Source organism: SAR202 cluster bacterium (assembly GCA_016872355.1).
GTDB lineage: Bacteria > Chloroflexota > Dehalococcoidia > Lucifugimonadales > VGZY01 > VGZY01.
Window position 1 is genome coordinate 1 of record VGZY01000008.1, and the last position, 23803, is coordinate 23803.

Below are 23803 nucleotides of genomic sequence, written 5' to 3' on the forward strand. Positions count from 1 at the left end.
CTACGTGAAGGTCAGGTATATGGGTCTGCAAAGAAACCAGACAGAGATGTGGCTAAAGTGCATGGCCTACAACCTGCGCCGGGCTGAACGGCTGGTATTCGCGACCTAAAAGTGGCGCCAGGCTGCCTAATGGCAGCCTGGCGCTTACGCTCCGGCTTCGAAACATGCCTGACGGCGGATGCCGGGGCTAAAAATTCGCCCGAACACGACATCAATTTGAAGAGGCTCGTCCAAAATCCTCTCCTCCCGAGGTAACGCAAAGGTCTCCCGAGGGAGAGGCCTTTGCCGCTCTGGGCAAAGGGTGAGGGCTAATGGCTGTTCTGCCTTCGCTCTCCTCCGAACGTAGGGGCAGGTCCCCGTGCCTGCCCCGGCTGTTGGGTCGACAGACCTCGCCATCAGGCCCGGTCCCCGCCCCCGGGGCAACCATCCGCCGCGGTGGACCCCTACGACATCCAGGACCACCCACCACACCCCGGGGCAGGCACGGGGACCTGCCCCTACGTTCGGACTGGACAGCCGTAGCCCTCACCCCTTCGCAAAGCCTCAGGGCAGGCTCTACGGACAGGGTCCCGCAGGCCTCTCCCTCGGGGAGAGGAGGAATCCCGCCCTGCTTACTGCTCGATTTCCAGCTTCACACCCGGGTGCACGTACTCCTTGTCCTTCTGGTAGACCTGCAACCGTCCGCAGTTGTCCGTGACAATGATGCGGTACGCGTCGTCCACGCGAATGCCCGTCGGGCGCTGGAACCGCCCCATCCCGGTGTAGTCCTTCACCTGCCGGTACGCCTTGATCGTCCCCGGGTCCCTCCGGATGATGTACTCACCGGCCTTTGAGAGCGTCGTCGCATCGCCATAGAGCGCGGCGATGATGTCGCCGTTCGGCTCGTATATCTGCACGCGCTTGTTGCCCCAGTCCGTCACGTACACGTCGCCGTCCGCGTCAACCGCCACGCCCGCCGGATGGTCAAGCTCGCCGCCGGACTCCGGTATCGTGCCGAACGCCATCAGGTGCTTGCCGTCCGCCGTGAACTTCTGGACGCGGTTATTCCCCCAGTCCGCAACGTAAACGTCGCCCTTCCTGTCGATCGTTATGCCCCAGGGCAAGCTCAGTTGACCGGGACCCGTGCCGTGGCTTCCAAACGTGAGGAGGTGCTTCCCTTCGCGGGTAAACTTCTGCACGCGGTGGTTGCGACTGTCCACAACGTAAAGGTCGTCGTTCTTGTCGAACACAATGCCCGCCGGACCGTCCATCAGTCCGGGCGCGGCGCCGCGGTCCCCCCACATCGCAACGTGCTCTTTGCCGGGATTGGAGTCCGGATACGGGATGATCCCGTCCGGGCTGAACGACATCACGCAATTGAGCCCCTCGTCCGATACCCAGACCGTGCCGTCTTTGCCGACAGCGATGCCCACCGGCCAAACGAACTCCTTGCGGGCGAAGTCGCCGATGTGGTCCTCCCCCAGCGTCGTCTTCCCCACGCGGCCGCAGTCCGCAATATCGCCCCCCGTGCCGCCCCGGCTAAGGACAAAGATAATCTCTTTGTCCTTAGCCGGGTCCTGGTGCGCGATCGCCAGGTCCACGGGGTTCCGGTACCCACCGGTGCGCCCATTAACCTCGTTGGTTGGCCGCCCCAGCGAATACTGGAAGTGCCATACACGTCCCGCGGCAGCCGTCGTAATCATCGTTCGCTCCGCTCACGGTAGTTGGTAGTAGGTAGTCAGTAGTCAGTTTGCAGATGATGGAATTCCATCGTCGGGAATAACTCTTTCAGTTTTGACTTGCGTTAGAAGACTCGCTCGCAACGATTAGAGTTGCTTGCTGAGTGCGATTAGCTTTGATTGAAGTCGCTGATGTTCGTCGGCGGTCAGATAGCCAAGTCGTCGCGCAATTTCAAGCTGAGTGTCCAACTCGGCGAGGGAGCCTTGAGAGATCGCGATAAACCGGACGTTTTCCTTCGCGCCGCTTCTGGCGTAACCCTCCGCTATATTGGAGGGGACTGAGACTGCTGCACGCTGCATTTGGCTGGCCAGCGCGTACGTTTCTGAATTTGGGAAGGTCTTCGTCAGTGCGTAGATGTACTGAACGAGCTCAATCCCGCCCTGCCAGACTCGTAAATCTCGATAGCTTGCGAAGGACATTTCTCGCTCACATATTCCCGGTTTCAATCCGACTACCGACTACTGACTACCGACTACTGCTTACCCGAACTGGTACTCCCTGGTGCCCGCAATGAGGGCCATTACCTCGCTCGCGCGCTGGGCGGAGCGCTGGTACTGCTCGCGGGTCGCCCACGAGATCGGGCCGCCTGCTTCAATGTGCGCGATGAGCTCCCGCCGAGTGTCCGGCGTGGCCTTCACCGGCCCCATCAGGTCTATGCAGCGGTCCACGAACTTATCCGCCGTCATCGCAACGCCGTTCGATGTCGCGATGCGCCGGATGATCTCGCTGATCCCCGGCAGATCGGGATTGCCGAAGCGCTGGGTGGCGAAGTTCACGCGCTGCACCAGTGCGCCGCTGTTGATCCACTCCTTGCCCGTGTGCCAACCCTCTACACTCGGGGGGTCCAGCAGGCTCTGTCCCATGTACCCTGTCTCATTGGACGTGTCGGTCCACCGCGGGTCAGGCCCGTTCATGTCGCCGGAGACCTTCAGCGTCTCCACCATCAGCTCGGCAGGGTTCTTCACCTTCTGGTACATAGCGTTCTTGAAGAAGTCGGAAGTGAAGATAGCCTTCATCACAGGCTTGATCTCGTAGTCCGACTTCACAAACGTGTCTGTGATGAACTTGATTGCGGCGGGATCGCGGGGAGGCTCTATCGACCACGCCGGGACCTGAGGCTCGTCCGCCACAAAGAAGTTGTAAAGGTGCCGTGCGATAAAGGTATGGCAGCCCGGCTGCTGGACGATGATGTCGATGATATCCTCGCCGTTGAACCTGCCTTTGTGGCCCAGGAAGGTCTTCTCGCCGGCGTCGTGGTCCTCCGGCCGGTACTCGAAATTCCACAGGTGGGGACCCCACAACAGCCAGTGTAGCTTTGTGTTTATCGTCCAGCCGGTGAACGCGCGGGACGCCTCGAAAACATCCTTCTCGGTGTAGTTGCCAATGCCCATGGAAAAGAGCTCCAGCAGCTCCCGTCCCCAGTTCTCGTTCGGCTGGCGCTTGTGGTTCTCGTTGTTGTCCAGCCAGAAGATCATTGAGGGGTTGCTAGCCAGCGTCACAAGGAGGTCGCGGTAGTTGCCCATCCCCTCCTTGCGGAAGATGTCGATCTGCGTCACCAGCTCGTACGCGCTCTCGACTTTCGCATGGCCGGTCGCGAATACCTGGTGCCAGAACAGCGCCATCTTCTCGGCCAAAGGCCGCTTAGTCGTCACCATGCGATAAAGCCAGTGGTGCTGGCCGTTCGTCAGGCCGAAGGGGCGCTCGGTGTAGGGGTGGTACCTGTAGAGGAGGTTGAGGTCGTCGTCCGGCTGGGAATCGGGGTCGAGCAGCATCTCAAGCGTCGCATCGTAGCCACGCTCCGCCAGCTTCTCCAGCTCCGCGCGAGAGGCGCCGAAGCCTGCCCGTCGCATCAGGTGCGCAATCAGCGCAATCTCGTCTGTCTTAACCGTGGTCATGACACATCTCCTTACGTGGCACTCTCGATGCGCGCAAACTGCAAATGGCCCACTGTGGGATTTCGAGTTTAGCCACGGCCGGAACTTGTGTCAAGGTTGCCCAATCGGCTACATTAACTCAGACCTTTTTTCTGGGAGCCGGATATTGCTATCGAAGCCGTCTATCTACGTCACAGGCACACTATGGAAGCGGGCCCGCCCCGGGACGCTCGTCGTCGCCTGTTCCGACGGCCGACTCCAGGAGAACCTCGATGACTTCCTGCACCAGGGGCTGGGGATAGCCCACTACGACAGGCTTTACGCGCCGGGCGGCGGCGGGGTGCTCTCCAGGAGCGGGTCGGACTTCCTTCGCTCCGACCACTTCAGGAGCGAGTGCAAGTACCTGATAAACCTGCACGCTGTAACCGACCTGTATCTGATCTTCCACGGCCCGAGCTCCACCGGCCCGGAGGAGGCCCTCTGCGCCGACTATCGCCGCAAGATGCCCTGGGCATCCGTGGAGGAGGTCAGGCACCAGCAGTCGCTGGACGCCCGAGACGCCATGTCCCTCGCCTGGGACCGCCCCGTCCGCATGCACGCCTATGGCTGCGAGGTAACCCGCGACGACGCCGTCCGGTTCATCGCGTTGTAGTCCGCTGCCCGTCCGCTCCCGGTCTGCAGGCTCGTCTGCCGTCCCGAAGTGACCCGCGCCGCCGCGGACCGGCCCTTCAAGATGTGCCGTGAGCACTCAAACGGCGGGAAAGCGCCCCAATGCGCCTGCTGGCTAAGGCCTACATCGGCGGCGGGCCCACGCCGAACTGCTCGCCCACCCACATGATCGCGAACACCAGCGCAATCACGATTGCCAGCGCTATCCCGAATCGCATCCAACCGATCGATATCTCCCGCGCCCTGCTTATCACAGCTTTCATGGCAGACCTCCCGCGGTCATCGCACCACCGAGGCTCACGGCCTCGCTCCGTACAACATGCTAAGCAACATCAACGCAATAACTATCAAGACCACCGCCGCCATCCCAAGCACCGCCCGCCCGCACCCCGCCGCGGTGCTTCTTGTATGCCACGGCTTAAGCCTGTAAGGATACCCGTGTCTCATCCCCAGCCCCTAATCCACCGCATCATAACTCCCATGTCTCAACTCTCAACTCTCAACTCCTAACTCACTGCTCACTGCTAACGGCTCACTGCCCACTCCCCACCACCACCTTCACTGCCGACTCCGCCACGCCGTTCCGGCCCCGGGCCACATCCACCGTCGCCACCAGCTTCCAGGTGAACGTCCACGACGTTGTCGAGTCCTTCTCAAGCTCCTTCGCGTCCTGCAGGCGCCTCGGCTCCGCGATGCCTATCGGCATCTTTACCGCGTACGACTGCACCTCGCCCGAGCCCAGCTTCGCCTTGCCGATCAGGCTGCCCGTGCTCCGGACGTGCTTCTCAATCTTGCTCGTCGTCGTGGGCGTCGCCGCTACATAGTCGTTGCTGCGCGTCACTACGCCGCCCTGCAGCGCGGCGCTTCCGCCCATCCCCATCGTGCGCACCGTCTCCGCCTTGGTGAACTTCTCCTCCAGCACCAGTTCCACCACTCCGCCTCTGATCTCCACGCTTCGCTCCGGCCGCACCTCAACGGTTACCTCAATCGTCTCGCCGAGCCTGTACGCCCGGTCATCGAACTTCAGCGTCACAGGCACACTCTTCGATTTGAAAAACATCGGTGCGTCTCCGTGCAATAACGTTATACGTCACAGCCCATCGCCCGCGCATCACACGACTCTGTGATTCTATACCAACTACGTGCCCGGCGCTGCTCAAAGCACTCTCTCCAACCACATCCGCTATGTATTACAGTATCAGATTGTATTACAATGAGTGATGTCCTTACCAAATCATGGGTGGTACGGGAGAAACACACGATGAAGGAAATGAAGACAAGGATTACTCAAAAAGGCCAGGTTACTATCCCTGCCGAAATCAGAAGCCGTCTGGGCCTGAAGCCCAGGGATACCGTCAGATTCACAATGGAGGGCGACATTGTAACTCTCGCGGCGGCAAAGTCCCGGTTACTCGAGGGATTCGGCGCTGTCAAACCTCACAAGCGCCCTGAAGATTGGCGGAAGATTCGCGAGGAAACTGAGAGGGCTATTGCCGAGGATGTAATTCGCGAGGATGTGGAGTCGTGACAACCGCCAGGTTCCTGGATACTAACATACTGCTCAGGTATTTCTCTGGTGATGACAAAACCAAGGCGGAAAAAGCTCTCGCGCTTCTGATGAGGGTGGAGCGGGGCGACGAGAGAGTGGAGACTTCCGTCGTAGTCGTCTGCGAAACCATATTCACGCTCACGAAGTCATATGGAGTCACAAGGTCCGAAGTGAAGAGACTGCTGGCCCCTATTCTTCAAATGAAGAACTTCAATCTGGTCGGCAAGGCCGTTTGCCTTGATGCCCTCGACGTTTTCGAATCAAACAACGTGTCGTTCGCTGACGCCTTCAATGCCGTCTACATGAAGTCCCGAGGCATGACCGAAGTGTATAGCTGGGACTCAGACTTTGACCGACTTGAAGGGGTAACGAGGGTATCCCCTTAGGTCCGACGGATCGTTGGGGTTTGACGATTCTGCGACCGACGGCTTTAGTTGGGCTCTTCGGTACCCCGGCTCTATTCCAGCACCACGACGACCGGCCGCTCCGCCACCGCGTCTCGCGCCATCCGTACATCTACCGTGGTTCGTACCTTCCAGTGAAATGTCCAGGTTGCATGGCCCTCCGCTCCCGCCGCCTTCGACTCCCGCAGGTGCCTCGGATCGGACGCGGCAATCCTCAGGTCGAAACGATAGGACCGTGTCTCCCCGGCCTCTAGTAGGGCCTTCTCAGCGCGCCTGGCGGCGCTGTGCACATACTGTTCGGTCTTGACTGAAGGCAATATCGGATCCGGACGGTACGCGAAGTAACCGAGATGCCCGCTCCCATGCAGCCCGCGGGCGCCGCCCCACCCGACAGTCATCGACTTCTCGGTCTTCGTCAGCCGCTCCTCCAGGACAAGCTCCACTTTGACGCCGGGTATCCCAACCTTCCGGTCAGGCCGGAATCCTTCTGTAACGTCGATGGTCTGCCCGCGTCTGTAAGGCCGGTCCTCGAACTTCAATGTAACCGGCAAGGGTCTGGTCTTGTAGATCATCGCGTCCCCGCTTTCTTCAAATGACACACGAACCGTCGCCGGTTCATTGCGCCTTGCCCGTTCCCTCCACCAGCTCCACGGTCCGCCGCGCCGCCAGCCCCTCGAACACCTCCGCCAACCCCGACGGCCACCGCACCTCAATATCTACCGTCTCGATATCCCCCAGTCCGAAGGTCAGCCACGGGCTGTGCGAGGAATGGAAGGCGCCGCCCGCCCGTACCGTCCCCGCCCATGCCTTCCCGCCGCCGCGCACGGTTACGGCCGCGCCCACGCCGCTCTTGTTGCTTGACATGCCTACCGCCTTGACCGTAACCCAGCTCTTGCCCGAGCCGGTGTTGTGCATCAACACCGGTCGCCCGCCCTTCAGGTAAGCCTCGGACGACCCGACAACAATGTCCACATATCCGTCGTTATCATAGTCCGCCGCCGCTAGGCCATTCACGCCGGGACCGGAGAAATCGTACGTGGCGGCGACTTCGAACCTGCCGTCCCCATTTCCCTTGATCAGGTAACCGGAACCAGTTTGCACCTGCACGTCCTCGATTGCCAAGCCGGAGACGAGGAAAATGTCAGCGTGGCCGTCGTTGTTTAAGTCCTGGAACGCGGCTCCCCAGCTTCTGGCTGAGTATTGCGTGTCCCTGATACCCGCAGCCTGCGATATTTCTACAAAACTCCCCGATGAGGCCTTTCGGAAGAGACTGTTCTTGAACATGTCCCCGTAAGGTCCAACCGGGGGCCTTCCCCAGCCCGTCGAGAAGAGGTCCTCGTAGCCATCGCCATTGTAGTCAGCGAATCCCATGTTCGTACGCATGGAAAGCTCCGGACTCGTGGATGGAGGCACGACAACATTGATCCCGGCCTCAGTAGCAACGTCGGTGAACGTCATGTCACCGTTGTTCCGGTATAGCTCGAAGATGGCCGCACCGAATGAACAACTCCCTACGAGGAGGTCTTGAAGCTGGTCATCGTTGTAGTCCACGAATGCGACTGAGCAACCGGCAGAGGTGTGCGTGAGTCCTGCGTCCCGAGAGATGTTACGGAAGGTGCGATCGCCCCTGTTCAGATACAGGTGGTCCAACGTTGCGCCTGCGGTCGTGGCGCGGGAGCTGGACCTTACGTTCAGTCGGGTCACAACATAGAGGTCCAGAAGGCCGTCGTTATTAATGTCGCCGAATGCGGCGCCCATCGGCGCCTCAATGCCCTGGATGCCCGAGGCTGCAATCACCTCATTGAACGTGCCGTCGCAGTTGTTGACGTATAGCTTCGGACCCGACATCGCTGTCTGCTGCACGCCGCCCGTACCATTCACAAACAGGTCGGCGCAGCCGTCGTTGTTGATGTCCGCCGCGGTTGCGCTCCCGCTGCCGTCGCCGTTGGCCACCCCAGTCTGCCTTGCCACATCCGTGAACGTGCCGTCACCGTTGTTCCTGAATAGCGCATTGTCCGCGCCCTTCGTGTTGGTCAGGTACAGGTCCAGCCAGCCGTCGTTGTCATAGTCAAGCCACGCCGCCCCGGCAAACATGTCCCCGCCGGAGCTGATGCCGAGGCGGTGGAAGTCCAGGGCATCCGAGGCATCCTCAAAAAACTCGTCTTTGAACAGGGGCTTGAAAGGTGGCTCAGGGGCGGGGGAGGGTGCCGCCGCTTCGGTAGGCAAAGGAGTGGCCGGCAGTACATCGGCCCCGGGCTGCGCCGGGCCGCTACAGGCGATAACTGCAACTATTGTAAGGAGCAGAGCGAACGCGGAATGGCGCATGAGTGCCCCTCTAGTGCATGATGCGCTCGATTCTGATGCACTGCGCAACGTCCCGCATCACAGAGTCATGTGATTTCAGGTGGTCTCGGCATCACAGGGAAGTGGCAGGTCGAGTTCCTCAGCACGCTACGGCGTCGCGAAGACGTCCACCGCCTGCACCACGAACCCGGACAGCGGAACGTCGCCCTTCCGTCGCTCCAGGATGCCGCCGATGAGGTTGAAGTCGTCGTTCACGGACGCCGAGATTGATGCAAGGTAGCCCTCCGCTTCGTTGGGGGCGAGCCGGATGAGCCGGTCGTGCACGGTGAGGATTGTCTCCGGGGAGAGCGTGTCCCGCGCGATAAGTTCCGCCTTCGCGTCCGCCAGCAGCGGGTCGTTCAGGACCGCCAGCCACAGGATGATGATCCCGCGCGCGTGCTCCTGCGAAGGGTCCTCCAGGCTGCTCCGCCATATCGCCCGCCAGGTGTCGAACACCTGGCTCGCCGTGGAGTCCGTGGGGATAAGCGTCGCGTTCACGCCGGAGTACTCTCCCAGCCTGCGAATCAGCGCCGCCTCGAAGGCGTACGCCTCAGCCTCCCTTATCGCGCCCGCCGCCGTCTCGCGCAGCGACTTGTCTTGCACAGGGTTGCGGATGCGCTGGCGGGCGTGGCCCGACTCGTGCGCCAGGCTGGCCAGCACGCTCGCCTGCGTCGCGTCGCCGTTCACTACTAGCTCCAGCCCCTCGACGGACCGGTAGCAGCAATACGCCATCGCCTGCTTGAGCTCGATCTCCCCGTTCGACCGCGCGTCCACGGTGTCGTAGTACTCCTGGCGCGACAGTATCGTCGGTATCCACCCGTCCTGCTGCGGCGTCCGGCCGGTGAGCAGGTAGTAGCCGGTCTCGTAGACCTCAAGGACGCCGTCCCGGAAGTCTTCTTTAATTGCTTCGATCTCCTCGCGGAAGACGACCGTGGAGTCCCCGATCGTGCTGATGTTCGTGGAGAGGATGAAGTCCAGCCGCTTTCGGACCTCTTCCGGGCCAAGCGGTGTGAACGGAGGCCGCGCGGACGGCGCTGCCGGGGCGCCCGACGATTCGAACGTCGCCGGCATTCCCGCCTTCAGCGCGTACACGTGCCGGTCCCGCGAGCCCAAATAGACCGTGTCCCGCCCATAGGCCGGCGCAGACCTCACCTCGCCGCCGGTCCTGTAGGTCCAGGCCGTCTCGCCGTTCGCCCGGTCCACGGCGTAGAGATGCCCGTCCTGCGAGCCGAAGTAGAGCAGCCCTCCCGCCAGCAGAGGTTTCGTCCTCACCGGCCCTCCCGCCTTCGCCCGCCACACCAGCCGCCCGGTCGAGACGTCGAAGGCATAGACATAACCATCATCCGACCCGATTACTACGAGGTCCCCGTACGTAGTCGGCGACGAGAGAACAGGGCCGTCCGTCCGGTATCCCCAACGAAATTCTCCAGTTGTGGCACTGAAAGCGTAGACGTACCCATCCCAATCACCGGTAATCACCAGCCCGCCGTACACCGCCGGTGTGGTAATCGTCGCACTTACGATTTCGGTCTTGAATTTCAGAGTACCTGTGTTTTTGTCGAGGGCGTACAGGTGCTCGTCGTACGAGCCTAGGTACACTGTGTCTCCGTACACGGCCACCGCGCCGGGCAAGTCGCCTGCGGTGGCGTATTCCCAGACCTTCGCGCCGGTTGCGGCGTCGATCGCATATAAGTAGTTATTGTCCGACCCTACGTACACAATCCCGCTTTCCACGACCGGCGAAGCCCACACTCTGTCACCGGTGTTGAACCGCCATATCTCCTGGCCGGTCCCCGAGTTCAACGCGTACACATGCCCGTCCAGCGATGTGGTGTAGATCGCCGATCCCACCACCACGGGCGTCCCGAACAGCGGCCCGGTCGCCAGGTACCGCCACAGAAGGTCGCCGGAGATGGTGTCTATCGCGTACAGGTAACCATCCTGTGATGCAATAAACACCACGCCGAACGCAAACGTGGGCGACGCGTCCACCCAGTTGCCCGTCCGAAACCGCCAGATCAGGTCGCCGGCGACCGGCGCGTGCATAGGCGAAGGCGTGGCTGTCGGTGATGGCGTAGTAGTCGGTGTCCGAGTCGGCGTGGACGAAGGGACCGCTGTGAAGGTGGGTGACGGCGATGTTGTTGGGCTCGGGGTCGGCGACGGAGTGGGCGACGGCGTTGCGGTAGCCGGGGAGGGGATTGCCGTTGGGAAGGGCGTCGGGGAAGGAGACGGCGAAGGCTCGAGCGAAGACGTACGGGTAGGGGACGCCGTTGCCGTGCCGGTCGGCGCGGCCGTCGCGGGGGCCGCCGCCTGTGTGGGCGACGGCGTGTCGGCAGCGGGCGACGGTGTAGCGGTGGTGGCATACGGGGTCGACGCAAACGCAATCGGCGTCGGCGTCGCGTCGTCGCCGCACGCCCATGACGCCGCGAGCGCCAGCGCGGCGGCCAACGGCACAGCAATTCTTTTGATCGTCCGGCGTTTCAAGGACCCATCTCTCGGTGAATGTGGCACAAGTATGGCGAAAAAGTGCGCGCAATTGTTTCAGGGTGCAGGGCGCGCGTAGAAATTGTAACGAGGGGTCGTTTCGGACAGGTAGCAATTCCGTTGCGCCCGTCGCGCATCTAAAGGTATGGAAGGGCCGCACTCGCCGTATCGTGCGGCGTCTGGTATCTTAATCAGTGGCCGCGCCAACCTGGCCATTCGAAGGGACCCTAAATGACAACCAGCAACATCGAAAACGTGATCATCATCGGCAGCGGACCGGCCGGCCACACGGCCGCGCTCTACACTGCACGGGCCAACCTGAAGCCGCTCGTCATCGAGGGGCTCACTCCGGGTGGGCAGCTCACGATCACCACCGAAGTGGAGAACTTCCCCGGCTTCGTACACGGCATCCAGGGGCCTGAGCTCATGGTCATCTTCAAGGAACAGGCGGAGCGCTTCGGCACGCGCTACGTCATGGGCAACGTTACCTCCGTCGACCTCTCCAGGCGCCCGTTCAAGGTGGTTGTGGAGGAGGAGACGACCTACTACGCGTGCGCTCTGATCGTTGCCACAGGCGCAACGGCCAGGCTCCTGGGGCTCCCTTCCGAGAAGCGACTTATGGGCAACGGCGTCTCAGCCTGCGCTACGTGCGACGGCTTCTTCTTCCGCGAGCGGGAGGTCTATGTCGTGGGTGGCGGCGACACGGCGATGGAAGAGGCTACCTTCCTGACCAAGTTCGCCAGCAAGGTGCACGTGGTGCACCGCCGCGAAGAGCTGCGGGCATCCAAGATCATGCAGGAGCGCGCATTCAAGAACCCAAAGATCGATTTCGTATGGAACACCGTTGTGGATGACATCCTCGGTGTGGAACAGGGCGTCGTAACCGGCATACGCCTGCGCAACATAGTCACGGGCAAGGTGGAGGACCGCCCCGCGGACGGCGTCTTCATGGCCATCGGCCACAAGCCCAACACGGAGCTCTTCGCCGGCCAGCTCGATATTAACGAGAGCGGCTACATCATCACCCGCAACGGCACGAAGACGAATGTTGAGGGAGTCTTCGCGGCCGGCGACGTGCAGGACTGGGTCTACCGGCAGGCGATCACCGCCGCCGGCACCGGCTGCATGGCCGCAATCGACGCCGAGCGGTTCCTGAGCGAGCACGAGGAAGAGGCGCACGCAGACCGCGCTGCGGTCACACAAAAGAAGGCCTAGCACCGCCCATGCCGGATATCGATGTCGGCAATTCCGTATCTTTTGGACTGGACAGGGACCAGCAGCTCATCGTAGGCGGGATTCTCCTGCTCATGGTGCTGCTGCTGGTGCTGAACCGCCTCCTCTTGCGGCGCGTTTACCTCAAGGCAACCGGCAAGCTTGTCCGGAGGCCCGTCTTCAACGCCGTGGATGCGGATGACTCAACGATCGCTCGGTGGTTTGAGACGGCCATCGCCCTCCTCATAGTCGCTATCGCGGCGTCTTCCGTTCTATGGGCGCTCGAAGCAACCGGCGTGGATGTCGACGCCGTAACCGCCGGCATCCGCGACGCCTGGTCCGGCGCACTTCGCTGGCTGGGCCCGCGCGCTCTGCGGATAGCCATTCTCGTCGCGGTCGCATATGTTCTGAATCGCGCGTTCCACGGCGTCATACCGCCTCTGATGCGGAAACAGCTCCAGCGCGGCAAGTCCGGCATCGAGCTTGAGGAAGCCACCAAGCGCGCCGCCGCCCTCACCGAGGTGGCCCAGAACCTCATGACGGTGCTCATCGCCACTATCGTGTTCATCACCGCGCTGGCGGAGCTCGGCATCAATATCGCCCCTATTTTAGCCACGGTGGGTATCGCGGGCATCGCCCTCGGCTTCGGCGCCCAGCATCTGGTCAAGGACCTCATATCCGGCGCGTTTATTATCGGCGAGAACCAGTACGGAGTCGGCGACGTCGCCGCGGTGGGCGGCAAGACCGGTCTTGTGGAGTCGGTCAACCTCCGCCGCACCGTTCTCCGCGACCTGGACGGCATCGTTCACATCATCCCCAACGGCGAGATAACGACCGCCAGCAACTATACTCGCAACTTCTCCCGCGTGAACCTGGACATACGCGTTTCGTATCAGGAAGACCTGGACAAGGGCATCCGCGTGATCAACCGCGTGGGCTCCGAGGTGGGTAAGGACGACTACTTCAGCCAGATGATCATCGAGTCGCCGCAGGTCCTGCGGGTGAACAGCTTCGACGACTCCGGCGTTGCCATCAAGGTGGTCGGCGTCACGAAGCCCATCCGGCAGTGGGAGGTGACCGGGGATCTCCGCCGCAGGCTCAAGCGCGAGTTCGACCTGGAGGGGATAGAGATACCCGTGCCGCACCTGCTCGTCCACTGGGGCGACGGAGCGCATCCGCGTGCTAATGCCGAGTACCGACCACCCACGATTGGCCGCGCCGGGCACGACGGCACGCAGGCGCCGATCACCGCGCAGGACCCCTCTATCACTCAGTCTCGTGCGGAGGAAGCGGCGGCACGGGCAGCGCAACGGGCCGTCGAAAACGTCCTGCTGCATCGCGACGCAGTGCGAGAGGTACTTCGCATCCGCCCGTCTTGCCTCTTCACCGATATAGACGGCACCCTCGCCCGGAATGCGCTCACACCGGCTTCCGTGAAGATCACTCCCGCAGTGCGGGAGGCCCTGGGGGTTATCTCCCAGCACATCACCGTGGAGATCCTCACCGGCCGCGACATCGCCTCGGCGCGCGCGCTGATCGGCCTGAACTCAGTCGTTTACGCCGGCAACCATGGCTTTGAGGTGTGGGAGAAGGGGAATATCACCATTCCCCCGGACGCACGCGCCCTCTCCCGGCGTATGAACACCCTGTCGCGGGAGGCGAAGTCCGCGCTGGCGTCGGACCCGAGCATTTCCGTCGAAGACAAGAACTACTCTGTGGCCATCCACTATCGCAAGGCGCACGACCCTGAGATCTCCAGGCAGGCCATCCTGGCGTACCTTGCCAACGAGCCTCAGGCGAAGGGCTTCCTTATCCAGGAAGGCAACATGGCCGTCGAAGTGAAGGCTCAGAATGAAGCCGACAAGGGCAGGGCGCTCAAGGAGACCATCTCCCGCCAGGGCGCCCGCTCCGCCCTGGTAATCGGCGACGACTTTACGGACGTGGACGGCTTCAAGATCCTAAGGAAGCTCCGTGACGAGACCGGACTGGCCGGCCTCGCCATTGCCGTGCGTGGCACCAGGGCGCAAAAGCAGCTCTTCGACAACGCCGATTTCCAGCTTGCCGACGCCGAAGAGGTCGAGCTCTTCCTGACATGGCTGGCGGCGGAGCTTGAGCGCTCCGCGTGATGGTATAATCTCCTTCGGCGTTCAACACACCTGCCGGGGGGCGCTCGCCGTCAACGTCATCGACTGAGGTAGCAAATGGCGAAAATCGACGGGCTGGAGCTTTACCGCAAGATCGGCGTCAAGCCGGTCATCTCGGCGGCCGGTACGACGACACTCTATGGCGGCACCAAGGCCCGCCCGGAAGTCATGGAGGTCATGGCGAAGACCTCCAATATCATGGTGAACATTGACGAGCTTAACAAGGCGGCCGGCAAGGTGCTGGCGAAGTATACCGGCGCGGAGGCCGGCCTGGTGACCAGCGGCTCCGGTGGCGGCCTGGTGCTGCAGGCGGCGGCGGTTATCGCCGGCGCGGACCCCAAGAAGATGGTGCAGCTCCCGGACGCTAGCGGGCTCAAGAACGAGATCATCATCCACAAGAGCCACCGGTTCGCCTACGACCAGCTCTACCGCGCCGCCGGCGCGAAGTTCGTGGAGATCGGCGACGGCCGCCGCTGCTACCCCTGGCAGCTCGAAGCCGCCTTCACCGAGCGCACCGCAGCCGTGGCGTACCTCTTCGCCGCGTTCGTCTCCCAGCGCGCGCTGCCGCTCGAGCAGGTGTGCGAGATCGCCCACAAGCGCGGCGTGCCCGTCATCGTGGACGCCGCCTCCACGCTCCCGCCTCGCGCCAACCTGCGCAAGTTCATCGCCCAGGGCGCGGACCTGGTGCAGTTCAGCGGCGGCAAGGGCATCCGCGGGCCCCAGGGCACCGGCATACTCGTCGGCAGGTCCGATCTCATCGAGGCCGCCTTTGCAAACGGCTCTCCTCACCAGTTCCTCGGTCGCGGCCTGAAGGTCGCGAAAGAGGAGATCATGGGGCTGCTGACGGCGCTCGAGATCTTCGTCAACGAGGACGAAGCCGCCGAGACGAATCGGTACACCGAGATGTGCCGGCGGGTGGTGGACGCTCTCATCGAGATTCCGGGCATCAAGGTGTCAGTGGAGCACGACGGCCACAGCTACCATGTGCCGACGGCGCTCATCGAGTTCACTCACGACTGGAAGGGCCCAAGCCGCGATACGATCATGAGCAATCTCGATAACGGCGATCCCCATATCTACCTGCACCGCCTTGGCGACCCCGACGAGCTGGCCGTGGAGCCGATCAACCTGGATGACCAGGAGCTTGAGATCGTCATCCGCCGCCTGCGCGAGGAGATGCTGAAGCCGGTGAAGAGGTAGGCCACGCGGATTCGGTACCAAGCGACGGGCGTCCCGATGCATCGGGACGCCCTGTCTTTTTGCCATGCCGGCGCAGGGGCTGATAGCATTGGAGGGAAGCTGCGGTGGTGAGCTGACGGGTTGCGGAGTCCCACCCTCACCCTTTGCGCAAAGCCGCAAAGGCCTCTCCCTCAAAGGGAGAGGAGGGGATCCCTCTTCTCCCTTGAGGGAGAAGGTGGCCGAAGGCCGGATGAGGGTGGGTCCAGCCTACAGATTACCTAGCCATCGCCATCGCGCCCTTTGAAATTCATCCAGGTCATTGCCTTGCTCAAACCGGCCATTCTCTTCGCCCTCGCCCTGACGCTGCTGACAGCGTGCGGTAAGGACGCGCCCGCCACACCCGTGCCGGCCACCGCCACGCCCGCGCCGACAGCTACCGCCGCGCCGTCTCCCACCCCGTTCGTAATAGAGCCCGGGCACGACCCCGGCCAGACGATGTACGCTCTCATGGATGCCGGTATGCCCGGCCCTTCGTCCGTCGGTCCCAGTCCCCACGACCGCCTGCGGCAGGCGCTGGCGTCGGCCACTCGCAACAGGGACACGTCGCAGGCGCCCGTCCTCGTGGAGCTCTTGCGCCTCGTCCCTTCTCAGCAATTCCGCGAGGATATCACCGCCGCACTGCTCGTCCTGACCGGACTGGAGGCCGGGGCTGCGCCGGCCGGATGGCTGGAGTGGGAGGAGTGGCTGGGTCTGAACCTGGTCGATTACCTCCCCCCGAAGGGCTACGGCGCGTGGAAGGCGGAGCTATACTGGCGCTTAGACCCGGCGCTGGGCGACCTGCTGGTCGGAATGGAGGAGACGGCCCGGATAGACCTCACGGAGCTCCTCTGGTCCGGCGCGCGCCTCGGAGACGTTGCGCCGCTCGATTCCCCGCGGTCAGTCCCGGCGTCTGCGGCCAGGTTCATGCTCCCCACGGACCGCGTGATCGGCGTATCGATCGATGGTGAGCACCGCGCATACCCGCTTCGGATCATGGCGGCGCACGAGGCGGCGAACGACGAGCTTGCCGACGAGCGCATCGCCGTGGCGTACTGTCCCCTCTGTGGCTCCGGCAACGTTTTCTCCGCGAATTTGAATCGGTCAGACCTCGAGTTCGGGAGCGCAGCGCTTGTCTACCGTAGCTCCAGCCTGCTGTACGACCACGCCACCCGCACGGTCTGGAGCCAGCTAACAGGGGAGGCAGTCATAGGCCCGTTGGCAGTGGAGAGAGAGGTACTTCGCCGGTACCCAAGCGTCATGACCACCTGGGCCGAGTGGATGGGCGAACACCCGGACACAACTGTGCTGGACATCGATACCGGCCTCGCGCCGCCGGAGGCCTACCCGCCCGGCCCGCGCACCGACTCCATCTATTACGGCTATGTTGAGTCGGAGTCCCTGCTCTTTCCCGTGTGGAACAGGAGCGCGGCCCTGCCGCTCAAGGAGATGGTCTTCGTCGTCAGGGAGGAGGACCAGTTGGGCGTGGCTTACAAGGCCTACCCGCTGTCTGTAATGCGCCGCAAGCGCATTGTGAACGACCGAATAGGGCAGACCGACTACATCGTCGTCGCGTCGGCCAACACCGACTCCGTAAAGGTCTACGAGCGGCGCGGCCGCTACTTCACCATCACGGGCAGCGTCGCGTTCAGCGGCGGCTTCCCCACGGAGCTCATCGACCGCACGTCCGGAGCGCGCTGGACCATAGGCGAAGACGCGATGGTTCGCGTGGACGACCCCGGCAAGAACGTTGACCGCCTTCCCGGCGTCACCTCCTACTGGTTCGCCTGGCACACCATCCATCCCGACACGAGGGTGTACACCTTCGACGAGGGAGGGTAGGGGGGAGGAGAATAGTGAATTGGGAATAGTGAATAGTGAATTGGGGAAGAAGTCAGGATTGGGTATTAGGCACATGAGCCGTGTCCCTGCAAGGAATCATCCTTGTGTTTGCGGCTCGTTCATATAACCGGTGCCGGACGCATCTTCGATTTCTGTCTTCACCCCGTGATTGGCCCAGACCGCGGCAAAGGTTTTTGCCATGGTTCGGGCGTCACGCTTGGTCCGGGTAAGCACGTCGAAACTCGCGCCGCCCTGGACTACCACTTCACTTTTCTTGCCGATATCGGACCAAAGCCGGCTTTCGTCGTACTTTGTTCCAAGAGCAGCGCTAGTCGAATCCAGCTCGAGATCTTTGGACAGGAACACGTAAGCATCGTACACCATGTATCCCATCTTCTTGGCGAAGTCATAGACATCGTAGAAGATTTCGCAGCCGTTTTGAGCCGTAAGCTCAAAAATGAGTGTGACGTATGAAGACTCTTGGGCAATTGCTCTGTAGGACGTTCCGGCGGAGTTGAACAGACGACTGCAACGTCTGATATCGCGCTCCGGGACGGATGAATACCACCGGAGTAACGCGACGCCGCGCCCGTTTTGCCGCAAGACTTCGTCCATCATGTCTTCAAGTAACGGCGTCCAGGCGCCTTCAGCCATCCCCATGGGAATGATGCCAAACAGCTTCCGTGGCTCTAGACTGCGGAACTCTCCTTCGACCGCGACAATCCATTTGAACGGCAACTGCGAAGGCGAAGCCTCTTCGATGCAAAACGCGACTTCTTCAGGGATATATGGCTTTTCGTTCGTCATGCGCCGCATTCTAGCTCATCCGGCGCGCGTCGCGGGCGGCGCGTGGTACAATCCGTGTCGAAATTGGCCCTATTCTCCGTAATCTGCTCCGATGGAATTCGGAGCCCCTGACCAACCAAACTATAGAGGAGCCCCGGATCCTATCGGGGCGGATAATCTCAGAGGTCACGATGCTCGATCTTTTCAAGGTGCCGCCATCCGATCAGGTGCTCATAACCCACGAGTCCCTCCGCCGCTCCACGGCCGCGTTCTTTGAGGCGATGGGCGAGACGCAGGAGAACGCGAAGACCGCCGCAAACACGCTGGTGACTGCCGACCTGCGCGGCGTGGAGAGCCACGGCGTGTCCAACATGATGCCTTACTACCTCAAGTACTACGCCGACGGCTCCATCCGCTCGGACCACAAGGAGAAGATCGTCAAGGAGGCGCTTGCCACCGCGATGATGGACGCCGACAAGGGCCTCGCAATAATACTGGGTCCCAAAGCGATGAGCCTGGCTATCGAGAAGGCGAAGAAGACCGGCGTGGGCGTGGTCATCATGCGCAACGCCGGCCACTCCGGCGCAATCGGCACACACGCGATGATGGCCGTCGAGCACGATATGATCGGCATGTGCATGACGGCAGGCGGGATGCGCGTCCTGCCTACATTCGGCGCGGAGGTACGGCTGGGCACCAATCCCATCGCCGTCGCGGCGCCGGCCGGCAAGGAGATACCCTTCCTTTTCGATGCCGCCACGTGCAGCGTCGCGCATAACAAGATCCGTTTGGCACAGCGACTGAAGGTACAGGTGCTGGGCGGGTGGATAGCGGACGACGACGGCACGCCCATAATGGAGCCGCACGACCCACCGCCGCACGACGAGCCGCTGCTGCTTCCCCTGGGCAGCACGCGCGAGATGGGCTCGCACAAAGGCTACGGCTTCGGCCTCTTCCCGAACATCTTCGGCACGGTGTTGTCCGGCACATTCCCGCCCATGGTGACCGGCATCCGTACCAACGAGCACTACTTTGCAGCGTACAATATCGCGGCGTTCGTGGATGTGGCGGAGTTCAAGGAAAAGATGGACCGCATGCTCCGCACGCTGCTGGAGACGAAGCCCGCCCCGGGCCACGACCGCGTCATTTACCCCGGCATCATAGAGCACGAGGAGGAGCAGAAGCGCCGCAAGTACGGCATCCCCCTCCACAAGGACGTGGTCAAGTGGTTCGAGGACCAGGGCAAAAAGTACCGCATCACGGAGCTTGAGCGCTCGAAGGTCAAGGCGTAGGGGCGGGCACATTGCCTCCGAGCAAGCACGCACGGAAGACCCCCGAAGTGGACGTCTTCATGGCGAAGCTGGACCACCCGCTGAAGGCGGAGGTGCAGGCGGTCCGCGAGATCATCAGGGGCGTGAGCGGCGGCGTCACCGAGCAGATCAAATGGAGCGCGCCGTCATTCAGCTACAGTGACGTGGGATACATCGCCACATTCAACCTGCGCGATACGAAGCGCGTCCACCTGATCTTCCACAACGACGCGATCGCCAGCGTTAGCAGCCCGCTGTTTGAGGGCGACTACAAGGACCGGCGCATGGCTTACTTCGCCGGCATGGCTGACATTGAATCGAAGCGCGAGGCGCTTGCGGCGGCGGTCAGAGACCTGATAGCGCTGATGGACAAATAGCGGTTGCTCTACAGCCAGTTACGAAAACCAGGGAGAATGTAAGACACATGCTCAATATGAATTCGGTAATGATCGGCACCACGCAGCTCCCCGCGATGGCGGAGTTCTACAAGGCTCTGCTGGGCAAGCCCGAATACCAGGAAGAGGGGTGGTACGGCTGGCAGGCGGGGAGCACGCATATCTCGGTCGGCGTCCACTCCGAAGCCAAGGGCAAGTCGAAGGACCCTGTGCGCGTGATGATGAACTTCGAGACGCCGAAGGTGAAAGAGGAGTTCGCGCGGATTAAAGCCATCAAGGGCGCCGCGGTGGTCAAGGAGCCGTAAGAGATCCAGGGAATGTGGATCGCCACTTTCGCGGACCCCGACGGCAACAACCTCCAGCTCATGAGCCCCTGGGACGCCCCGAAGTAGCCGGTTCCCAGGCAAGTAACGCACCTGCGTTCGAACTATGTTAAAGGCAACATTTAACATACGAGCGAAATAGTGTTATATTAAAGGTAACCTTTAATATGGCGTGAATATCGCACCATGTTAAAGGCTGCCTTTAATTACTACGGGGAAGTCTTGTCAAATGGCCACACGTGCCCCTGTGTCAGGGCGGGCAGGGCAATACATCATGCAGCCCCAGGGCTATCGCGCCTTCATACCGGCGCTTTTGCCTCCGGAGCCCCCTGTAGAACTTGGAAACCGAATGCCCAGGCTGCTATCCGAGGCAGACATAGCATTGGGCCGACTGGATGGCTCGGTTCAGACCCTTCCCAACCCGGACCTCTTTGTCTTCATGTACGTTCGCAAGGAAGCGGTGCTTTCCAGTCAGATTGAAGGGACTCAAAGCTCACTACAGGACGTGCTTGCCGCCGAAGCGCAGATCTATGCCGCCGACCGCCCACAAGACGTTGGAGAGGTGGTTAACTACGTTAACGCCATAAACTACGGACTGGAGCGGCTGTCATCGTTGCCGGTTTCCGTGCGGCTCATCAGAGAGATCCACGAAAAGCTCCTGGCGGGCGTACGAGGTTCGCACCTTGCCCCCGGGGAGTTGCGCCGCACTCAGAACTGGATTGGGCCGGCCGGAGCTCCTTTGTCGGCGGCGACCTTCGTGCCGCCTCCAGCGAACGAGGTGCCACAGGCGCTTGGAGACCTGGAGCGATTCCTCCACGGTGACGATTCATCGCCGCTGCTTGTCAAGATCGGCCTGGCGCACGCCCAATTTGAAACAATTCATCCTTTCCTGGATGGCAACGGGCGTGTGGGTCGATTGCTTATCACCCTGCTGCTTTCCGAGCGTAACGTGTTGCTCAAGCCCGTTCTTTACCTGTCCCACCATTTCAAGCTACACCGGGCGGAATACTATGACCGACTGCAGGCGGTAAGGGACTCTGGAGACTGGGAAGGCTGGCTGGAGTTCTTCCTCAGGGGCGTTGCTGCGGTAAGCGCCCAGGCGACGGAGACTGCAAGGAAAATATTGCTGCTTCGAGAAGCACACCGCAGTCTGATTGCTGACCGTCTTGGCCGTGTAGCCGGCAACGGCCACCGCACCCTCGACCTGCTGTTCGAGCGGCCGATCATTTCGGTTGCTGAAATCCGGGAGCTGACAAGGACCAGCTTCCCTGCGGCGAATCTGCTTGTGGGGAAGTTAATTGAAATAGGCGTCCTCAGCGAAATGACCGGCCGCGTGCGCCATCGTCGTTTCAGATACCACGACTATATTGCGCTGTTCGAAGACGGGCAGAGCTAGCCCGCACACTTCAAAACACCAGCGGCCCCGACAGATGTCGGGGCCGCTGGCTGGGTGGCGGCTATTCTCTTGTCTTCATCCCTCGGCTGTTAGCCGACTGCTGACTGCCTACTGCTGACTGCTGACTCCAGAACGCCTACTGCTGGCCGGCAGGCGTGCGAGCCCTCTCACCGTTGGTGTACCACGTGTGGTGGGCGGCTGAACTGGCGGGCGCGGCGGCGGCGGGGGCCGCGGCGGGCGCGCTGTTCGGGAGCACCGCATTGATCCGCTCGAACAGGGACGAGGCGCGCTCGACAGTCGAATCGTCGATATCCTTCCTCATCTCCACGTGCTTCTGCAGCAGCAGGGAGGCGGGCCGGTACGTCTCGAACTTGCCTCCGGCGATGGCCTCGTTGCGGAAGTAGTTCGTCAGCCTCTGAACGATCCTGGGGCTGGCGTCGTTGATCGTCTTCATCGTCAGCTCGTGGCGGAGGTCCTTGCCGTAGGACTCGTTCACCAGCTTCAGGTAGAAGCTGGGCTCGAACACGTCCTCCATGTCCGCCTCGCGCACCTTTGTGATCTCGACAACCTTGATGCCGTTGCGGATGGCGCCGGAGTTCGAGGTATCGATGCGCCGCTTGCTCTTGGCGGTGACGTCCATCAGGACGGCCACGTTCATGTAGTTGTCGCCCAGGAGCGACAGGTACATCGGCAGGTTATCTGCCCCGCCTACGGGTATGACTACCCAGCGCGGGTCCAGGCGGGCGCGGCCCCTGGACGAGGTGATCTCGCTGAGGACCTGCAGGTACAGCATATCCGACGGGCTGTTGACCAGCAGGCAGTTCGGGGCCATGAAGAGCGACTGTGCCAGGCCGAAGCCGAGCGCGACCTGCAGCGGGAACACCGTCTCCTTGTCGTGCGAGCCGGGGTCGTCCGTGATGATCGTGCCGCGGTCGCCCATGTCTTGCACCGTGCGGACGGCGGCCAGCTTGTCCAACTCGATCATGAACGGGGAGTGCGTGCTGTACACCACCTGGTACTTGGGAGACAGGCGCTCGTTGATGAAGCGCAGGAAGTCGTACTGAGCCATGGCGTGCAGGTTCAGGCCCGGCTCATCGAAGAGCAGGATCATGTTGTGCTTCTCGCCGCTGGCTTCCAGGCCGGAGAAGTAGGCCAGGAAGGAGAAGAACCAGACGAAGCCCTTGGAGCGCTCGTCGAAGGGCACCGAGACGCGGTGCTTGTTGTTCCAGATGCGGATGTGCATGATCGTCCCCTCGTTGAGCGGGGGCAGATCGTTCGGGTTGGCCTGGGAAAGGTCGAACTCCACGCGGAGCTCGCGGTTCTGCTGCCAGTACTTGAAGACATCGTCCGAGATATTGATGGAGGCGGACTCCAGCTCGGCCTTCAGGTGCTCGTAGTTCGTCTCGGCCTCCAGGTCCTCGAGGTCAGCGCCAACGAGCGAGATGAGCGAGAGGAATGTGCGGTCGGCGTCGTCCAGCTGGTTGCCGGCCTCGGCGCGGCGGCGGATGTCCGGAATCGAGATGCGGCCGCGCAGCGTGCTGTAATCATCGAAGTAGACGAATACGGGCAGGTGCTTCTCAAGGTACGTCGCGACCTGGTCGCGCATGGGCGTCTTGTACCGGGTGGCGATGTCGATCAGCAGGTTCTCCACGACGGAGGGCTTGATGTCCAGCGCCTCCAGGATGGAGACGAGCTGGGCGAAGGTGGTGGCCTTTCGCGTTCGCTCGCGGATCTCGACGGGCAGGTTGGCGCGATCGCAGGCGTTCTGGACGGCGGCCTGCTCGTTGATGTCCATAACCCAGCGGCGCCGGTTCTGGTAGTCCTTCTCCACGACGACGATGTTGGTCTTCAGGACGCCGGGACCCATGTCCGCCTCGATCTCCTTGACCTCGCCCTCGGTCAGCTCAAACTCAACGCGGATGACAACGGAGGGGTTCTCGTTGTGGACCCTCTTGTAGCGAACGTAACCCTTGCGCGGGTAGTCCTTTAGGTCGAAGCCCTCGGACACGCCGGAGACCGGGTTGAGCTTCTTGAGAGCACTCAGGAAAGCGGTCTTGCCGGACTCGTTCTTGCCCAACATGCAGGTAACATTTTCAATATTGACCCATCCGGAATCGTCGATGCTCTTATAATCTGTA

General features: G+C 61.9%; 21 protein-coding genes and 1 other annotated feature. Of the genes, 12 read left to right on the forward strand and 9 right to left on the reverse strand.

Annotated features, from left to right (window positions below; genetic code table 11):
* Positions 1-611: 611 nt before the first annotated feature.
* The 3 genes from FJ319_03275 to FJ319_03285 form a co-directional block, all read right to left on the reverse strand.
* Entirely contained in the window at positions 612-1682 is a 1071-nt protein-coding gene (locus FJ319_03275) for a hypothetical protein (GenBank protein MBM3933313.1), read from the reverse strand.
* 15 nt (positions 1683-1697) lie between these two features.
* Positions 1698-1747, forward strand: a sequence feature (possible 23S ribosomal RNA but 16S or 23S rRNA prediction is too short).
* 58 nt (positions 1748-1805) lie between these two features.
* Complete coding sequence (locus FJ319_03280) at positions 1806-2138, reverse strand: four helix bundle protein (GenBank protein ID MBM3933314.1); 333 nt, start codon at positions 2136-2138, stop codon at positions 1806-1808.
* Between the two features lie 60 nt (positions 2139-2198).
* Positions 2199-3614, reverse strand: a complete 1416-nt coding sequence (locus tag FJ319_03285; protein ID MBM3933315.1) for a DUF1800 domain-containing protein — start codon at positions 3612-3614, stop codon at positions 2199-2201.
* A 145-nt stretch (positions 3615-3759) separates the two neighbouring features.
* On the opposite strand from FJ319_03285, the gene FJ319_03290 reads away from it, so the two are divergent.
* Positions 3760-4245, forward strand: a complete 486-nt coding sequence (locus FJ319_03290) for a hypothetical protein (protein ID MBM3933316.1) — start codon at positions 3760-3762, stop codon at positions 4243-4245.
* Positions 4246-4794: 549 nt separating this feature from the next.
* Here FJ319_03290 and FJ319_03295 read toward each other — a convergent pair.
* On the reverse strand, positions 4795-5322 hold the full coding sequence (locus FJ319_03295; protein MBM3933317.1) for a hypothetical protein: 528 nt from the start codon (positions 5320-5322) through the stop codon (positions 4795-4797).
* A 201-nt stretch (positions 5323-5523) separates the two neighbouring features.
* Here FJ319_03295 and FJ319_03300 point away from each other — a divergent pair, with 201 nt between their 5' ends.
* Together FJ319_03300 and FJ319_03305 are read left to right on the forward strand one after the other, a co-directional pair.
* A complete protein-coding gene (locus tag FJ319_03300; protein MBM3933318.1) occupies positions 5524-5790 on the forward strand; it encodes an AbrB/MazE/SpoVT family DNA-binding domain-containing protein in 267 nt (88 codons plus the stop codon).
* Positions 5787-6197: a type II toxin-antitoxin system VapC family toxin gene (locus FJ319_03305; protein MBM3933319.1), complete on the forward strand. Its 411-nt coding sequence runs from the start codon at positions 5787-5789 to the stop codon at positions 6195-6197. The genes FJ319_03300 and FJ319_03305 overlap by 4 nt, the downstream gene beginning before the upstream one ends.
* Before the next feature lie 71 nt (positions 6198-6268).
* On the opposite strand, the gene FJ319_03310 is transcribed toward FJ319_03305, so the two are convergent.
* The 3 genes from FJ319_03310 to FJ319_03320 form a co-directional block, all read right to left on the reverse strand.
* Complete coding sequence (locus FJ319_03310) at positions 6269-6814, reverse strand: hypothetical protein (GenBank protein MBM3933320.1); 546 nt, start codon at positions 6812-6814, stop codon at positions 6269-6271.
* Positions 6815-6830: 16 nt separating this feature from the next.
* Positions 6831-8540, reverse strand: a complete 1710-nt coding sequence (locus tag FJ319_03315) for a CRTAC1 family protein (protein ID MBM3933321.1) — start codon at positions 8538-8540, stop codon at positions 6831-6833.
* Between the two features lie 126 nt (positions 8541-8666).
* On the reverse strand, positions 8667-10604 hold the full coding sequence (locus tag FJ319_03320; protein MBM3933322.1) for a hypothetical protein: 1938 nt from the start codon (positions 10602-10604) through the stop codon (positions 8667-8669).
* A gap of 10 nt (positions 10605-10614) precedes the next feature.
* Here FJ319_03320 and FJ319_03325 point away from each other — a divergent pair, with 10 nt between their 5' ends.
* The 5 genes from FJ319_03325 (at position 10615) to FJ319_03345 (ending at position 17455) form a co-directional block, all read left to right on the forward strand.
* The gene (locus FJ319_03325) at positions 10615-11121 is read left to right on the forward strand and encodes a hypothetical protein (GenBank protein ID MBM3933323.1); all 507 of its coding nucleotides are present in this window, start codon (positions 10615-10617) and stop codon (positions 11119-11121) included.
* 152 nt (positions 11122-11273) lie between these two features.
* Positions 11274-12257 carry a thioredoxin-disulfide reductase gene (trxB, locus tag FJ319_03330; protein ID MBM3933324.1) on the forward strand — a complete coding sequence of 328 codons (984 nt, stop codon included), beginning with the start codon at positions 11274-11276 and terminating at the stop codon, positions 12255-12257.
* Between the two features lie 8 nt (positions 12258-12265).
* Positions 12266-14380, forward strand: coding sequence for a trehalose-phosphatase (gene otsB, locus FJ319_03335; GenBank protein MBM3933325.1), 2115 nt, complete (start codon positions 12266-12268; stop codon positions 14378-14380).
* Positions 14381-14455: 75 nt separating this feature from the next.
* Entirely contained in the window at positions 14456-15598 is a 1143-nt protein-coding gene (locus FJ319_03340) for an aminotransferase class V-fold PLP-dependent enzyme (protein MBM3933326.1), read from the forward strand.
* 279 nt (positions 15599-15877) lie between these two features.
* Complete coding sequence (locus tag FJ319_03345; protein MBM3933327.1) at positions 15878-17455, forward strand: DUF3179 domain-containing protein; 1578 nt, start codon at positions 15878-15880, stop codon at positions 17453-17455.
* Positions 17456-17551: 96 nt separating this feature from the next.
* Here the strand turns inward: FJ319_03345 and FJ319_03350 are convergent, their stop codons facing one another.
* On the reverse strand, positions 17552-18262 hold the full coding sequence (locus FJ319_03350; GenBank protein ID MBM3933328.1) for a hypothetical protein: 711 nt from the start codon (positions 18260-18262) through the stop codon (positions 17552-17554).
* A 170-nt stretch (positions 18263-18432) separates the two neighbouring features.
* On the opposite strand from FJ319_03350, the gene FJ319_03355 reads away from it, so the two are divergent.
* The 4 genes from FJ319_03355 to FJ319_03370 all read left to right on the forward strand — a co-directional run bounded on the left by FJ319_03355 (position 18433) and on the right by FJ319_03370 (position 21665).
* Positions 18433-19533 carry an Ldh family oxidoreductase gene (locus tag FJ319_03355; protein MBM3933329.1) on the forward strand — a complete coding sequence of 367 codons (1101 nt, stop codon included), beginning with the start codon at positions 18433-18435 and terminating at the stop codon, positions 19531-19533.
* A gap of 11 nt (positions 19534-19544) precedes the next feature.
* Positions 19545-19928 carry a DUF1801 domain-containing protein gene (locus FJ319_03360; GenBank protein ID MBM3933330.1) on the forward strand — a complete coding sequence of 128 codons (384 nt, stop codon included), beginning with the start codon at positions 19545-19547 and terminating at the stop codon, positions 19926-19928.
* A gap of 47 nt (positions 19929-19975) precedes the next feature.
* A complete protein-coding gene (locus tag FJ319_03365) occupies positions 19976-20251 on the forward strand; it encodes a hypothetical protein (protein MBM3933331.1) in 276 nt (91 codons plus the stop codon).
* Between the two features lie 247 nt (positions 20252-20498).
* Positions 20499-21665: a Fic family protein gene (locus FJ319_03370; GenBank protein MBM3933332.1), complete on the forward strand. Its 1167-nt coding sequence runs from the start codon at positions 20499-20501 to the stop codon at positions 21663-21665.
* Positions 21666-21801: 136 nt separating this feature from the next.
* On the opposite strand, the gene FJ319_03375 is transcribed toward FJ319_03370, so the two are convergent.
* Positions 21802-23745: a hypothetical protein gene (locus FJ319_03375; protein ID MBM3933333.1), complete on the reverse strand. Its 1944-nt coding sequence runs from the start codon at positions 23743-23745 to the stop codon at positions 21802-21804.
* Between the last annotated feature and the right edge of the window lie 58 nt (positions 23746-23803).